This window comes from Streptococcus sp. 27098_8_23 (genome assembly GCF_041432195.1).
GTDB lineage: Bacteria > Bacillota > Bacilli > Lactobacillales > Streptococcaceae > Streptococcus.
In genome coordinates, this window is sequence record NZ_JAPVZF010000001.1 from 575,897 (window position 1) to 591,620 (window position 15,724).

Sequence of the window (15,724 nt, forward strand, 5' to 3'; positions counted from 1 at the left end):
GTAAGAGGCGGCAAGAAATGATACAAACATAGATCCAAATAATACACTCGTATCCAAAAGTTGAGCAATCCTTCTGTGCCTTTCCATCCAAAGAAAAATCCTCTTAGTCCAAGAAGGCTTTTCTTTTGTCTTGTACTTCATTTGCCTACTCATCTTCATTTTCATCTACTCCTTTTTTTGAGCCTTTAGAGAGAAAGAAGATTGCCAAAGTTAACATCAAGACTAGAAGGTAGATGACAATAGGAAACCAGATATAGGATGACTCCAGTGAAAACAAAGGTGACAGAACGACTCTTCCTCTTTTTCTCACACCAATCAGTTGAAAAATGAAGCTAAGGATATTGATATAAATAAAGGGTTCACAAAATTTTTTAAGAGTCCTTTCTTTTTCAGTTTTCACTGATAAAAAGAGAGCATAGAACCTATTACCCAAAATAAAAAGATTCAATTGCAAGGGAAATAAAAGCTCTCTGTACCGAAAATTAGCTGGAATGCTTTTGTTTTGTGATGTTGTGAATTCTATAACTAGGAACAAAATGATATAAAAGATAATATCAAGCATAAATTTGAAAAATCGATGCCCTTGTAACCAAAAACGTACTGAATCAAACCCTGATGATTTCTTATACTTCGTCTCTTTCAATTTCATAATAACTTCTTTCTATTAAAAAATATATTCTAAAACGTAAAGGTGGTATAGGTTCAAAGTTAAATTTTAAGATTTAAAATTTCTTAGTTCTGTTCTTTTCGTAACTTATCAGTTTATGATTCTTAATCTTTAAAGAAACACCACTACCTGAACGATATCCTTTAGCACCATAGTAATAAGAAACCTCATAAAAGGCATCTGGCAACTCAGCATTATCTATCCCATTTGAAATAAATCCTGTCAGTCCGCCTTCAACATCAAAATAATCTTTCTCACCCTCTTCTAAAACAGTGTCTTTATATCGAACACTTCCTTTAATAATTCCTTTTCCCAAAAATTCATCAATAGGGAGGTCATATAAACCTTGAAAAGCTTTCCCTTCCTTATGGTTCTTTTCGATGAGGGCATAATAGTCTTGGATATTGTCAGATTCAGTATCGACACTCCAGTAACTACTTACGAATTCCAAATTGGGATTTTCATATTGCTTGAAAAAATTCTCTACCTTTTCTTTGTTAGAAACACTGACAGGATTCTGGTTGAGTAGCTGATCTGCTATATGTGAAAATTGATGTAACATCGTTTCAATAGTTCCATCGTAGGCTAGCTCTTCACTCGTCCGTCTAGAGTTTCCTGGAGATTTAGGAAAATATATTAAACTGTCACTTACAGTAATCTTCCTTCCATTAACTTCTTCAGTATAATCATATTCAATTTCATAATCTTCAGAAGGCCATCTATATCTAGAAAACTTTGTGACCTTCACATCACCTTTAAAACCATATAATTTCAGTGTTCTGCTTGCTGCCGCCTCAATGTCTTTTTGATTTGGTCCAGAAAAAGTAGTATGAAAGGTAACTACTAAAATGACTACAAAACTCAGAAAACAGGCTGAGAGGATAATTGCGATAAAACTGAAATTCAACACTAACGCTTTTTTCATTACTACATTCTCCTAGATAAACATATTAAAATTTATTTCACTAATCCAACGCCTTCACTTCCTCAGCTACTTTTTGTAGATATTTTTGTCTTGTAGAATTTGTATTCACCTCACGCCCTAACTCACCCAAAATTGAAACTTTCTTTGTTTTGATACCGCAATGATTCAGGACAGCATTCTTTAATACTGATATTCCATAACTGTCTGGAATATTGATAGAGCCTGAAAATACTTTGTACCACCATGTTGGTGCCATTGATGTTGCGTAAATACTGGCTGTTTTTCCTTTTAGTAACTTTTTAAACTGCTGACCTCTTAAGTAGTTCCAAATAAAACTTCCTTTATTATTGGCAGAGTAAGCAATTCCTGGCGTGAAAACACGATCGATCCAACCCTTCAATAAACTAGGCATACTACTCCACCAAATTGGATAAACGAAAATGAAATGATCTGCCCACTGGATTAATTCCTGAGAGCGAAGTATGAAGGGGTCCTCTTCCATCCGTTTTCGATAACCATAACGTAATACAGGATCAAAATCTATCTCATTTAGGTTAATAGATTCAAGCTCATGATGATTTGAGTCAATATTTTCTACAATCGTTTGAAAAATTTCTTGACAGAAACTTCCCTTGTCAGGATGTCCATTGATGACTAAAATTTTCATTCGTTTTCTCCTATCTAATCCAACGCCTTCACTTCCAACATCATGTCACGTATCTGAGCAGCCAGTTCAAAATCAAGCACTTCGACGGCTTCTTGCATTTGTTTTTCCAGTTTCTTGACGAGTTCCTTGCGTTCTTGTTTGTTGAGGCTATTGATATCGACTTCCTTGTCCTCTTCTTTGGAAACTGCCTTGGTTACGGCGATTAGGTCACGGATTTCTTTCTTTATGGTTTGAGGTACGATACCATGCTCTTCATTATAAGCCATCTGGATTTTTCGACGGCGGGCCGTTTCATCGATAGCACGTTGCATAGACTGAGTCATGGTATCAGCATACATGATGACATGACCTTCACTGTTACGGGCGGCACGTCCAATGGTCTGGATGAGTCCACGCTCGTTACGGAGGAATCCTTCCTTGTCAGCATCTAGAATAGCAACCAAGCTTACCTCGGGAACGTCAATCCCTTCGCGGAGCAGGTTGATTCCGACCAAAACATCAAAAACACCCAAACGCAGGTCACGGATAATCTCCGTTCGCTCCAAGGTCTTGATATCCGAGTGCATGTACTTGACCTTGATGCCCATTTCTTTGAAGTAGTCGGTTAAGTCTTCAGCCATTTTCTTAGTCAAAGTGGTGATAAAGGTCCGTTCGTTCTTTTCAACACGGGCATTGATTTCACCTAGGAGGTCATCAATCTGTCCCATAGTCGGACGGACTTCCACCTCTGGGTCTAGAAGTCCTGTCGGACGAATGATTTGCTCAATCACTGTCTCGGTCTGTTCATTTTCATAGTCACCTGGTGTCGCTGAAACATATACAATCTGGTGAACATGACTTTCAAACTCCTCACGACGGAGAGGACGATTGTCCAAGGCTGACGGTAAACGGAAACCATAATTAACCAGCATTTCCTTACGCGAACGGTCTCCATTGTACATACCTTTGATTTGCCCCATGGTCATGTGACTTTCATCAATCATAATCAAGAAATCATCTGGGAAGAAGTCAAGAAGAGTATAAGGAGGCTCTCCTTCGCTACGACCATCCATGTGGCGTGAGTAGTTTTCAACACCGTTGGTATAACCCATCTCGCGAAGCATTTCAATATCATACTCTGTCCGCTGTTTCAAACGCTGAGCTTCTAGCAGTTTGCCTTCCCTTTCAAAGACAGCTAACTGCTCCTCCAACTCCGCCTGAATCTTGGCAATAGCAACCTCCATGTGGTCATCATTGGTCACAAAGTGAGTAGCTGGGAAAATCGCCAAATGATCTACTTCTCCCAATACCTGACCTGTCAAAGCCTCAACCTCACGGATACGATCAATCTCATCCCCGAAAAACTCTACTCGAAAAGCGTGTTCATCACGGGAAGCTGGGAAAATCTCCACCACATCCCCGCGAACGCGAAATCTTCCCCGTTGGAAATCAATATCATTACGTTCAAACTGAATATCAACCAAGTCATTCAAGAGTTTATCACGAGAAATTTCAAGACCTGGACGAAGACTAACGACGCTATCAGAATATTCCTTGGGCGAACCCAAACCATAGATACAAGAGACTGAAGCCACAACAATGACATCATTGCGCTCCAGAAGTGCTGAAGTCGCTGAATGGCGAAGCTTGTCAATCTCATCATTAACCGAGCTATCCTTCTCTATATAGGTATCGCTTGAAGGGACATAGGCCTCAGGTTGGTAATAATCATAGTAAGACACGAAATACTCAACAGCATTCTCAGGGAAAAATTCCTTGAACTCCCCATAGAGCTGACCAGCTAGGGTTTTGTTATGGGCAATGACTAAAGTTGGTTTATTGACTTTGGAAATGACCTGACTCATGGTATAGGTCTTCCCTGTACCCGTCGCCCCCATCAGAATCTGAGCCTTTTCTCCACCCTCGATATTGTCAACCAACTGCTCAATCGCTTGGGGTTGATCTCCTGAAGGTTCATATTTTGATACTAGTTTAAATTTATTATCTGTAATTCGATTAATCATGATTGCCTCATCTGCATTTTTCTATCCTTCTATTTTACCATAAATTTACTTTTCAGACTCTTCTCTAAGTTGATAAGAGCGAGTATTTCATGTTACATTTCCTTACATAAAATCCATAAAATTTGCCTTTTCATTCATTTTCTGATATAATGGGAAAATATTCGGAAAAGGAGACTAAAAATGAAGAAAAAAATACTAGCATGTTTGCTCATTTTATTTCCCATTTTCTCACTAGGTATGGCAAAAGCTGATACTGTTAAGATTGTGTCTGATACAGCTTACGCACCTTTTGAGTTTAAAGATTCAGATCAAACCTATAAAGGGATTGATGTTGATATTATCAATAAAGTCGCAGAAATCAAAGGATGGAACATCCAAATGTCTTATCCTGGCTTTGATGCAGCTGTAAATGCGGTGCAGTCAGGTCAAGCAGATGCTATTATGGCAGGTATGACAAAAACAAAAGAACGTGAAAATGTCTTTACCATGTCTGATACCTATTATGATACAAAAGTTGTCATTGCTACCACAAAGGCAAATAAAATCACCAAATATGAGGAACTTAGCGGGAAAACAGTTGGAGTTAAGAACGGAACTGCCGCTCAACGTTTCCTCGAAAGTATCAAAGATAAATACGGTTTCTCTATTAAAACCTTTGATACAGGTGATTTGATGAATAACAGTCTAAGTGCTGGTGCTGTAAATGCCATCATGGATGATAAACCTGTTATTGAGTATGCAATTAACCAAGGACAAGATCTCAGCATCAATATGGATGGTGAGGCTGTTGGAAGCTTTGCCTTTGGTGTCAAGAAAGGGAGCAAGTATGAACACTTGGTTACCGAGTTTAATGAAGCCCTAGCCCAAATGAAGAAGGATGGTAGCTTGGAGCAAATCATCCAAAAATGGACAGCTTCTACAACAACGGCAAGCCCAACGACAACTACTGCTGCTGGACAAAAAGCTACTCCAGTGAAAAGCAAGTACATTATTGCTAGCGACTCATCTTTCGCCCCATTCGTCTTTCAAAATTCAAGCAATCAATACACTGGTATTGATATGGACCTCATCAAGGCCATTGCCAAAGACCAAGGTTTTGAAATTGAAATTACCAACCCAGGATTTGACGCAGCCATTAGTGCTGTTCAAGCAGGACAAGCAGATGGTATCATTGCTGGTATGTCTGTAACGGATGCTCGTAAGGAAACCTTCGACTTCTCAGAATCATACTACACAGCAAATACGATTCTCGGTGTGAAAGAATCAAGCACCATTGCTTCTTATGAAGACCTCAAGGATAAAACTGTCGGTGTTAAAAACGGAACTGCTTCTCAAACCTTCCTTACTGAAAATCAAAGCAAATACGGTTACAAAATCAAAACCTTCGCTGATGCTTCATCAATGTATGACAGTTTAAATACTGGTGCCATTGATGCCGTGATGGATGATGAGCCAGTTCTCAAGTATTCTATCAGTCAAGGGCAAAAATTGAAAACGCCAATCGCTGGAACTCCAATCGGTGAAACTGCCTTTGCGGTTAAAAAAGGAACAAACCCAGAATTGATCCAGATGTTCAATAATGGACTTGCGAACCTCAAAGCTAACGGAGAATTCCAAAAGATTCTTGACAAGTATCTAGCCAGTGAAACTTCAACTGACTCTACAAGTACGGTTGACGAAACAACTATCTGGGGCTTGCTTCAAAATAACTACAAACAACTCCTTAGCGGACTTGGAATCACTCTTGCCTTAGCACTTATTTCATTTGCAATTGCCATTGTCATCGGGATTATCTTTGGTATGTTTAGCGTTAGTCCATACAAATCTCTTCGTCTGATCTCTGAGATTTTCGTTGACGTTATCCGCGGTATTCCATTGATGATTCTTGCAGCCTTTATCTTCTGGGGAATTCCAAACTTCATCGAGTCCATTACAGGCCAACAAAGTCCAATTAACGACTTCGTAGCTGGTACTATTGCCCTCTCACTCAATGCAGCGGCTTATATCGCTGAAATCGTTCGTGGTGGTATTCAGGCCGTTCCAGTTGGGCAAATGGAAGCCAGTCGCAGTCTTGGTATCTCTTATGGAAAAACCATGCGTAAGATAATCTTGCCACAAGCGACTAAATTGATGTTGCCAAACTTTGTCAACCAATTCGTTATCGCTCTTAAAGATACAACCATCGTATCTGCTATCGGTCTGGTGGAACTTTTCCAAACTGGTAAGATTATCATCGCCCGTAACTACCAAAGTTTCAAGATGTATGCAATCCTTGCTATCTTCTATCTTGTAATTATCACGCTTTTGACTAGACTAGCGAAACGCTTAGAAAAGAGGATTCGGTAATGGCAAAACTAAAAATTGATGTAAATGATTTGCATAAGTATTATGGAAAAAACGAAGTTTTAAAAGGCATTACGACTAAGTTCTATGAAGGAGATGTTGTCTGTATCATCGGTCCTTCTGGTTCTGGTAAATCCACTTTCCTCCGTAGCCTTAACCTTCTCGAGGAGGTAACGAGTGGCCACATCACAGTAAATGGTTATGATTTGACTGAAAAATCAACCAATGTCGACCATGTTCGTGAAAACGTGGGAATGGTCTTCCAACATTTCAACCTCTTCCCTCACATGTCCGTCCTAGAAAATATCACTTTTGCTCCTATTGAACACAAACGGATGACCAAAGAAGAAGCTGAAAAATTGGGGATGGAGTTGCTTGAAAAGGTTGGCCTTGCAGACAAAGCGAATGCCAATCCAGATAGCCTTTCAGGTGGTCAGAAACAGCGTGTAGCCATCGCACGTGGACTTGCTATGAACCCTGATATCATGCTCTTTGATGAGCCAACTTCCGCTCTTGACCCTGAAATGGTTGGAGATGTACTGAATGTTATGAAGGAATTGGCGGAACAAGGCATGACCATGATTATCGTAACCCATGAGATGGGATTTGCTCGTCAGGTGGCTAACCGTGTTATCTTTACGGCTGATGGTGAATTCCTGGAAGATGGAACTCCAGATCAAATCTTCGATAACCCGCAACACCCTCGTCTAAAAGAGTTCTTGGACAAGGTCTTAAATGTATAAAACAAAACTGTAAGGTTCTCCTTACAGTTTTTTAATTGCGTATTGGATTTTTTGTTTTTTTTGAAAATTATGATAAAATAAAAACTATGATAATGAGGAAATCTCATCCCTAGTCCAACTAGGAAAAAATATAGAAATTAGGTAGCTAGATGTCATCAAAGGTTATTGTTACAATTTTCGGTGCGAGTGGAGATTTAGCTAAACGCAAACTCTACCCTTCCCTTTTCAGACTCTATAAATCAGGCAATCTCTCTGAGCATTTTGCTGTTATCGGAACAGCTCGTAGACCTTGGAGTAAGGAATATTTTGAATCTGTAGTTGTCGAGTCCATCCTTGATTTGGCAGATAGTACCGAGCAAGCTCAAGAATTTGCTAGCCACTTCTACTATCAAAGCCATGATGTGAATGATACGGAACATTACATTGCTTTGCGTCAATTACAAGCTGAGCTTAACGAAAAATACCAAGCTGAACACAATAAGCTCTTCTTCTTGTCTATGGCACCTCAGTTCTTTGGAACCATTGCCAAGCACCTCAAATCTGAAAACATTGTTGATGGCAAAGGTTTTGAGCGCTTGATCGTTGAGAAACCATTTGGTACAGACTACGAAACAGCGAGCAAGCTCAATGAAGATCTCCTTGCGGCCTTTGATGAAGAGCAAATCTACCGTATCGACCATTACCTAGGTAAAGAGATGATTCAGAGTATCTTTGCTGTTCGTTTTGCCAATATGATCTTTGAGAATGTTTGGAATCGCGAACACATCGATAATGTTCAGATTACCTTTGCGGAACGTTTGGGTGTTGAAGAACGCGGTGGCTACTATGATCAATCTGGTGCCCTTCGTGATATGGTGCAAAACCATACACTCCAACTTCTCTCTCTTCTAGCCATGGACAAACCAGCTAGCTTTACAAAAGATGAGATTCGTGCTGAAAAGATAAAGGTCTTTAAAAACCTCTATCATCCAACTGAGGAAGAACTGAAAGAACAGTTTATCCGTGGTCAATATCGCTCTGGTAAAATCGATGGTATGAAATACATTTCCTATCGAAGCGAGCCAAATGTCGATCCTGAATCTACAACAGAAACCTTTGCATCTGGTGCCTTCTTTGTAGACAGCGATCGTTTCTGTGGTGTTCCTTTCTTCTTCCGTACTGGTAAACGTCTGACTGAAAAAGGAACTCATGTCAATATCGTATTTAAGCAAATGGACTCAATCTTCGGCGAGCCTTTGGTGCCAAATATCTTGACCATCTACATCCAACCAACTGAAGGCTTCTCTCTCAGCCTAAATGGGAAGCAAGTCGGTGAAGAATTCAATCTGGCACCAAGCTCTCTGGATTACCGTACTGACGCTACTGCTACTGGAGCTTCACCAGATCCATACGAGAAATTAATCTACGATGTCTTGAACAACAACTCAACCAATTTTAGCCACTGGGATGAGGTAAGTGCTTCTTGGAAATTGATTGACCGTATCGAAGAGCTCTGGGCTGAAAACGGAGCTCCACTCTACGATTATAAATCTGGGAGCATGGGACCACAAGCTAGCTTTGACTTACTTGAGAAGTATGGAGCCAAATGGACCTGGCAACCAGATATCGCCTATCGTGAAGATGGACGTTTAGAATAGCAAAAATATCCTGCAAGATTAACTTGCAGGATATTTATTTTGTATTAAATCAAGCCTTCTAAGAGACCTTTCATAAAGTTTTCTGAGTTAAATTCCCCGATATCATCAATTTTTTCACCGAAACCGATCAATTTTACAGGGATATTAAGTTCTTCTCGGATAGCCAGAACGACACCACCGCGAGCAGTTCCGTCAATTTTTGTCAAAACAATTCCAGTCAATGGTGTTATCTTCGAAAATTCCTTAGCTTGTACCAGAGCGTTCTGTCCAGTTGAAGCATCGAGTGCTAAGAAGGTTTCATGTGGCGCCTCTGGAACGACACGTTTGATAATGCGACCAATCTTTTCCAACTCGGCCATAAGGTTGTCCTTGTTTTGCAGACGCCCTGCTGTATCAATCATAAGGATATCAATCCCTTCAGCTACAGCACGTTGCATCCCATCAAAGACCACGCTTGCTGGATCAGCCTTTTCAGGTCCCGTCACAACAGGAACATCCACACGACGGCCCCATTCTGCTAGCTGGGCCACAGCACCCGCACGGAAGGTATCTGCCGCAACCAACATGACTTTCTTGCCAGCTTGTTTGTAGCGATGAGCTAATTTCCCGATAGAAGTTGTTTTCCCAACACCATTGACTCCGACAAAGAGCATGACTGTCAAACCATCTTGGAAATGGATTTGTTCATCGTAGTTGCCATCCTTCTCATAGAGTTCAACCAATTTCTCGATAATGACACGACGAAGTGCGTCAGGCTTCTTAGCGTTTTCGAGTTTAGCTTCATAGCGTAGTTCTTCTGTTAGGTTTGAAGCGACCTGCACACCGACGTCACTCATGATGAGCAGTTCTTCCAATTCCTCGAAGAATTCTTCATCGACAGAACGGAAGTTGGCAAAGAAGGCATTCAAACGAGCACCGAATCCTGTACGGGTTTTCTTGAGACTGCGGTCATATTTTTCCTGTACGGTTTCTTCAACCTGAGGAAGTTCTTCTTCTACTACTTCAGAAGCTAGTTCTTCTTCAGTTTCTTGGTTCTCTTCTTCTAGAAATTTTTCCGACTCTTGGAATTGTTCCAATTCATCAGATTCTAGCCCAAGCTCTTCCTGAGCAGTTTCCTCGACTGCTTCTGGTTCAATCACTTCTTCTGTTGAGACTTGAGGAAGTTCTTCTTGAGCAGGTGTTTTTTCCACTTTGTCTCTTGCTGTCTCTTCCTGAGAAGTTTCTTCGACTGCCGTTTGGTTTTCTTCAACCTCTTCTGACAAATCAAGATTTTCCAGTGCTTCTTTTACAATATCTTCGATTTTCGGCTCTTCTTTTTTTCCGAATAGACGGTCAAATAATCCCATATTCTAATTCTCCTTTAGCACGTATTCTTCGATAGCCCAGGCAACGGCTTCCTCGTCGTTGGTCATGGGGGTAATCACATTGGCAACTTCCTTAACCGCTGGAACAGCATTTTGCATGGCAACTCCTAGACCTGCCCACTCAATCATGGAAAGGTCATTGGCCTCGTCACCACAAGCCATGACTTGACTTTGATCGATTCCTAAGTGTTTAATTAATTTCGTTAAACCTGTTGCCTTGTGGACGTTTTTCGGCGACCATTCCAATAAGAGTTCACGCGATTTGAAGATTTCGTATTGGTCAAACAATTCTGGAGAAATCTGTTGAATCGCTGCATCCAAAGGTTCTTGGGCAAAAGCAGTCACGCATTTATTATACGTCATCTGACTAGATAGATCTTCAAAAGCGACAGGTACGAAAGTCAGGGCTGGGTTGAACTTAGCATAGAGACTTTCTTGGTCTGACTGGATTTGATAGACGGTTCCTTCTGAAATAGCATCTAACGGTAATCCGAGTTTTTCAGTTTCCTCGTACAAGCGTGCCACATCGTCGATTGAAAAGACGGTTTTATCGAGAATCTCCCCTGTATTTTTCTGTACTAGACCACCATTAAAGGTGATGGTGTACTCATCCTCCTGACCATCAGTCCCTAGCTCATGGAGAAAGAAATCCATAGCCTTCAGAGGACGTCCCGTTGTCAGAACGACCTTGATGTCACGGTCACGCGCAGCTTTGAGGACCGCCTTGGTACGATCTGTCAGCTTTTTATCCGTTGTCAGCAAAGTACCGTCCAAATCCAGTGCAATCAATTTAATATCTGCCATTACAAACCCTCCATATAAGCCATCACTGATTGGTCCTTATGGTGGCCAATCACTGCTTCTGCTAATTCTAAAATTTCTGGTCGCGCATTTTCAGGAGCGATGGGGTGCCCCACTACCTGCATCATGTGAAGGTCATTGAGATTATCGCCAAAAGCCATAACCTGATCCATGGTCAGACCCAGTTTTTTTGCCAGCTCAACAATAGCTACACCCTTATCAACATAGTCCAAGACAATATCAATGGATTCAAAACCAGTTGTCATGGCTTTCACACCAGGAACATTTTCGTTGACCCAGGCCTCACCAACTTCTATCGTTTCTTCTGTGAAGTTGGTGGTGAATTTAAAAATCTCATCCGTGATATCTTCTAAACTCGCTACTTTTTGAATGTTTTCATTGTAGTGACGACTAAACATCAGATAGATCTCATCCACTGTATCCAATACATAACAAGCTTTTTTCCCAGTCAAGAGCATTTTTCTTTCATCAAAATAGGGTGATTTCTTTAAAGCTTCAAAAGTGCTCAAGTAAAAATCCCGAGACATAGTAGCCTCATACATATCCTCGCCATGAAACTCAACATAGCTCCCATTTTCAGCTATAAAAATCACTTCATCACGCACATCTGCAAACAACTTTTTCAGGGACAAGATACCGCGACCTGAAGCCACTGCAAAATAAATCCCCTTTTCCTTGTAGGAAACAAGTACGTTTTTAAGGCGTTCCATATCAAACCGACCCGCTCCATCTAGAAAGGTTCCATCCATATCGGTTGCTACAAGTTTAATCATAAAATTCTTCGTTCTCCAATTGATAAATCTATCTTCTATTATACCATAGATAAGTTTAAAAAGGTCCAGTACAGTAGGATAGCACTACTTTTTCGGAGAAACTTCAAAGGGCCTAAAAATTAGAATAGTAGAACTTTTTTCAGATAGTTTAAAAAGTTTGTATTCCCCTACCCTTTTCTCTATAATGGAGAGAAAGGAGATGACTATGACAGAAATAAAACATGAAATTGATGCTAACTTTACAGGCCGACTCAATATCCTACGCGCTGGTGTTCTAGGAGCCAATGATGGAATTATTTCCATTGCTGGAGTCGTTATAGGTGTTGCCAGTGCGACGAGCAATATCTGGATTATCTTTTTATCAGGATTGGCCGCTATCCTCGCTGGTGCTTTTTCTATGGCCGGTGGCGAATATGTCTCTGTATCCACTCAGAAAGATACGGAAGAAGCCGCTGTCGCTAGAGAGCAATTACTCTTAGATAAAGACATCGAATCTGCAAAACAATCCCTCTATGCTGCTTACCTTCAAAATGGTGAGTGTGAAACGTCCGCCCAACTCTTGACCAACAAGGCCTTTTTAAAAAATCCACTCAAAGCCTTAGTTGAGGAAAAATACGGTATCGAGTATGAAGAGTTTACCAATCCTTGGCATGCTGCGATCTCTAGCTTTATCGCCTTTGTACTGGGAAGTCTTCCTCCTATGCTTTCCATTATCATCTTTCCAAGTAACTATCGCATTCCTGCTACTGTTTTTATCGTTGCCCTTTCCCTTCTCGTCACTGGCTATACCAGTGCTAAATTAGGCAAGGCTCCTACGAAAACTGCTATGATCCGTAACCTCTGTATCGGACTTCTAACTATGGGAGTGACTTACCTATTTGGACAACTCTTCAGCATTTAAGATAAAAGAAATACCTCGATAAACATCGAGGTATTTTTTTTACATTTGCACAATCTTGCGATAGCTTCTTGAGGTAATCATAAAGATCAAGACATAGACGATGAGGAAGATGGCACAGATGGACAGAGTGACAGTCAACATCATGGTTGCATCTAGTACCCCAATGACTTTTAGAATGAGGCTAAGCATATGATAGGCAAAGGCAAGGTGTAGGAAAGCAAAGAGCAATGGGAGGAAGAAAACAGTTAGGACCTGTTTATTAATGGTTTGCTTGATTTGCTTTTGATCGAGACCGACTTTTTGCAAAATGATAAATCGTTCACGGTCTTCATAGCCTTCAGAGATTTGTTTGTAGTAGATGACGAGAACCGTTCCCACCATAAAGATGATAGAGAGGAAGATACCGATGAAGAAGACTCCACCAAAGAGAGCACTCATCTGCGCACTACTATCAGCCAGATTGCTTCCGTAAACATAGCTTCCTTCTTTGCTTAATTCTCTATTAAAATCACCAAGGAATTTTGAATAGTCGTTGGCAAGTTTGAGTTGCTCTTCCTCACTAGCTGTTACATTCATACCACCGTAGTATTGATTAAAGATGGAAGAATTAGGATGCTGGTCAAGAAAGACTTGTAGGTCAGGAACAACCAGATAGTTATAGTCCGAAGTTAGAATATTGTACTGATTTGGGACATGTTCAAGAATAAAATCTTTTTTGATTTCTTCTTTGATCGTGTAGGTCTGGTTATTTAGAGTCAGTTCTTTCTGTCCTTGAAGTTCTTTGTTTTTAGTAAACAATCCAACTTCCTTTCCTGAAAGTGCGAGTTTTTGCCCCGTCATATTCTCGTAGTCTTTTTGGTCAAAGACCATAAAAACAGTTTTCGGTTGAACACGGTTTTGACCTTTGTCAAAGATTGTTAATTTCGTACCTTCTTGATTTGCCACACCAAAGCTACTGTATGTAAGAACTTCTTTCTTTGTAACAGTCAATCCCTTATCACTAGCATACTGGTCTAGGAGTTTATTTATGTCTTCTTTTTCAATATTCTGTCCTGTAATTCCAAAATCATGTGGATTCATGACTTTCTTGAAAGTTTCAGAGCCTTTAAAGATACTCGTTGCAGCAGACATAGTCACTAAGACCATGGTTGAAAGAATAGCAATCGTCGCCAGACCAACCGCATTTTTCTTCATACGGAAAATAAGATTGGATACGGAAATCATGTTGTTAGGTTGGTAATAATAACGCTTGTTTTTCTTCAAGATTTGTAGGAAAACTGTGATCCCTGCATTGAAGAGAAGATAAGTTCCCAAAATTACCAACAAGACTGCTACGAAGAAAATCAGAACAGCAGAAAGTGGATTTTCAACTGTAACCGCTAGGTAGTAACCCGCTCCCAAACTAATCAGACCTAGAATGGTTTGAAGACCTAAGAAACGTCCTTTTTTCTCACCACTGGCTTTTTCACGAGAGAGCTGAAGGGCATTCATGCGTGCGATGCGAAAGGCATTGATAAAAATCAAACCTAGGAAGATAGCTCCAAAGACGATGAGAACTAGGATAAAGACAATTGGTTGAAAAGTCGAAACGAGCTCTACCTTCATATTCATTAACTTCAAAAGGAGGGCAAAGATTAGCTTATCAAAGAGAGCTCCTAGACCGAGACCAGCTGTCAAGGTTAAGGAACCAAAAATAAGAAGCTCCTTAAAAACCATACTGATCAAATGGCGCTTTTCAAGCCCCAGCATACCATATACACCCAACTCCTTGGAACGGTTCTTCATGACAAAACTATTGGCATAAAGGACAATAATTCCAGAAGCGATGGTAACAACCACCATACCGAGAGCGAGGGTCATAGAGATAGTTTCTCCCCCTCGTATCTTGCCAATATTAGGATTAAGTGACAGTGAGTAAAAGAGATAGGTGATGGTCACTGCTAAGAGAACAGCAAGGGCAAAGGGATAGTAGAGTTTGCGGTTTTTAATCAAGTTGGATGCCGCTAACTTATTGGTTAATCGGAACATACTAATTCACCTCGCTTGCCATAACAGTCAAAGTATCAGAGATTTCTTGGAACATCTGACGCTCTGTCTTGTCTCCACGGTAAATTTGGTTGTAAAGAATGCCGTCCTTGATAAAGAGAACTCGCTTGGCCCTGCTGGCTGCTGCCGTTGAGTGGGTTACCATAAGAATAGTTTGACCGCGTTCATTGATTTCATCAAATACATCGAGTAAGGCTGCAGATGACTTGGAGTCAAGGGCTCCTGTTGGCTCATCCGCAAGGAGAATTTCAGGTTCTGTGATGATGGCGCGTGCTACTGCTACCCGCTGTTTTTGACCTCCTGAGATCTCGTAAGGGTACTTCTCTTGCAATTGGTTGATGCCCAGATTTTCAGCGGTTACTACCAATTTCTTCATCATCTCTGTGATAGGTTTTCGTGATAATACTAGCGGAAGCAAGATATTGTCCTTAACAGACAGGGTATCTAGCAAGTTAAAGTCTTGGAAGACAAATCCCAACTTTTCCCGACGGAAACTCGAAGCCTGTGAATTTTTAATAGTGGCTGTGTCTGTTCCGTTTAGGTAAACCTGGCCTCGAGTTGGTTTATCCAGCATAGCTAGGATGTTGAGCAGGGTTGACTTTCCTGAACCAGACTCACCCATGATGGCAACGTAGTCACCCTTTTCTACGGTAAAGTGAATATCTTTGAGTGCTTCGACTTGGTTTCCTTGGAAACGTGTTTTGTAGATTTTTTGAACGTGTTTTACATCTAAAAGTGTCATGATTTTCTCCTTCTTAATATCCCATCATTTGAAACTGTGCTTGCATCATAGCGCATCCCAGTTGAACACGCTCGATATCTTTTTGACTTGG

The 15,724-nt window shown here is 40.7% G+C and carries 13 protein-coding genes; 4 read left to right on the forward strand and 9 right to left on the reverse strand.

What is annotated here, in order from left to right:
* Window positions 1–145 precede the first annotated feature (145 nt).
* From O3652_RS02860 to uvrB, 4 genes are all read right to left on the reverse strand, one after another.
* Window positions 146–649 carry a hypothetical protein gene (locus tag O3652_RS02860; protein WP_371590050.1) on the reverse strand — a complete coding sequence of 168 codons (504 nt, stop codon included), beginning with the start codon at window positions 647–649 and terminating at the stop codon, window positions 146–148.
* Window positions 650–722: 73 nt separating this feature from the next.
* The gene (locus O3652_RS02865) at window positions 723–1,592 is read right to left on the reverse strand and encodes a hypothetical protein (RefSeq protein ID WP_371590051.1); all 870 of its coding nucleotides are present in this window, start codon (window positions 1,590–1,592) and stop codon (window positions 723–725) included.
* A gap of 40 nt (window positions 1,593–1,632) precedes the next feature.
* Window positions 1,633–2,259: an NAD(P)H-dependent oxidoreductase gene (locus tag O3652_RS02870; protein ID WP_125413108.1), complete on the reverse strand. Its 627-nt coding sequence runs from the start codon at window positions 2,257–2,259 to the stop codon at window positions 1,633–1,635.
* Between the two features lie 14 nt (window positions 2,260–2,273).
* Window positions 2,274–4,262 carry an excinuclease ABC subunit UvrB gene (gene uvrB, locus O3652_RS02875; RefSeq protein ID WP_125413109.1) on the reverse strand — a complete coding sequence of 663 codons (1,989 nt, stop codon included), beginning with the start codon at window positions 4,260–4,262 and terminating at the stop codon, window positions 2,274–2,276.
* 180 nt (window positions 4,263–4,442) lie between these two features.
* On the opposite strand from uvrB, the gene O3652_RS02880 reads away from it, so the two are divergent.
* The 3 genes from O3652_RS02880 to zwf all read left to right on the forward strand — a co-directional run bounded on the left by O3652_RS02880 (window position 4,443) and on the right by zwf (window position 8,985).
* On the forward strand, window positions 4,443–6,608 hold the full coding sequence (locus tag O3652_RS02880) for an ABC transporter substrate-binding protein/permease (RefSeq protein WP_125413110.1): 2,166 nt from the start codon (window positions 4,443–4,445) through the stop codon (window positions 6,606–6,608).
* Window positions 6,608–7,348 (forward strand): amino acid ABC transporter ATP-binding protein, encoded by a 741-nt coding sequence (locus O3652_RS02885; protein WP_001096337.1) that lies wholly within the window; start codon window positions 6,608–6,610, stop codon window positions 7,346–7,348. Before O3652_RS02880 ends, O3652_RS02885 begins: the two co-directional genes overlap by 1 nt.
* Before the next feature lie 149 nt (window positions 7,349–7,497).
* Window positions 7,498–8,985, forward strand: coding sequence for a glucose-6-phosphate dehydrogenase (gene zwf / locus O3652_RS02890; protein WP_125413111.1), 1,488 nt, complete (start codon window positions 7,498–7,500; stop codon window positions 8,983–8,985).
* A 44-nt stretch (window positions 8,986–9,029) separates the two neighbouring features.
* Here the strand turns inward: zwf and ftsY are convergent, their stop codons facing one another.
* The 3 genes from ftsY to O3652_RS02905 are packed head-to-tail and all read right to left on the reverse strand — an operon-like array spanning window position 9,030 to window position 11,944.
* Window positions 9,030–10,331, reverse strand: a complete 1,302-nt coding sequence (gene ftsY / locus O3652_RS02895) for a signal recognition particle-docking protein FtsY (RefSeq protein ID WP_125413112.1) — start codon at window positions 10,329–10,331, stop codon at window positions 9,030–9,032.
* A 3-nt stretch (window positions 10,332–10,334) separates the two neighbouring features.
* Window positions 10,335–11,153 carry a Cof-type HAD-IIB family hydrolase gene (locus tag O3652_RS02900; RefSeq protein WP_371590052.1) on the reverse strand — a complete coding sequence of 273 codons (819 nt, stop codon included), beginning with the start codon at window positions 11,151–11,153 and terminating at the stop codon, window positions 10,335–10,337.
* A complete protein-coding gene (locus O3652_RS02905) occupies window positions 11,153–11,944 on the reverse strand; it encodes a Cof-type HAD-IIB family hydrolase (protein WP_371590053.1) in 792 nt (263 codons plus the stop codon). The genes O3652_RS02900 and O3652_RS02905 overlap by 1 nt, the downstream gene beginning before the upstream one ends.
* Before the next feature lie 205 nt (window positions 11,945–12,149).
* Between O3652_RS02905 and O3652_RS02910 the strand changes: the two genes are divergently transcribed.
* Window positions 12,150–12,845, forward strand: a complete 696-nt coding sequence (locus tag O3652_RS02910) for a VIT family protein (RefSeq protein ID WP_125418122.1) — start codon at window positions 12,150–12,152, stop codon at window positions 12,843–12,845.
* Window positions 12,846–12,884: 39 nt separating this feature from the next.
* Here O3652_RS02910 and O3652_RS02915 read toward each other — a convergent pair whose 3' ends face one another.
* Together O3652_RS02915 and O3652_RS02920 are read right to left on the reverse strand one after the other, a co-directional pair.
* A complete protein-coding gene (locus tag O3652_RS02915; RefSeq protein WP_084857552.1) occupies window positions 12,885–14,873 on the reverse strand; it encodes an FtsX-like permease family protein in 1,989 nt (662 codons plus the stop codon).
* Between the two features lies 1 nt (window position 14,874).
* Window positions 14,875–15,633, reverse strand: coding sequence for an ABC transporter ATP-binding protein (locus tag O3652_RS02920; RefSeq protein WP_000173369.1), 759 nt, complete (start codon window positions 15,631–15,633; stop codon window positions 14,875–14,877).
* Window positions 15,634–15,724 lie beyond the last annotated feature (91 nt).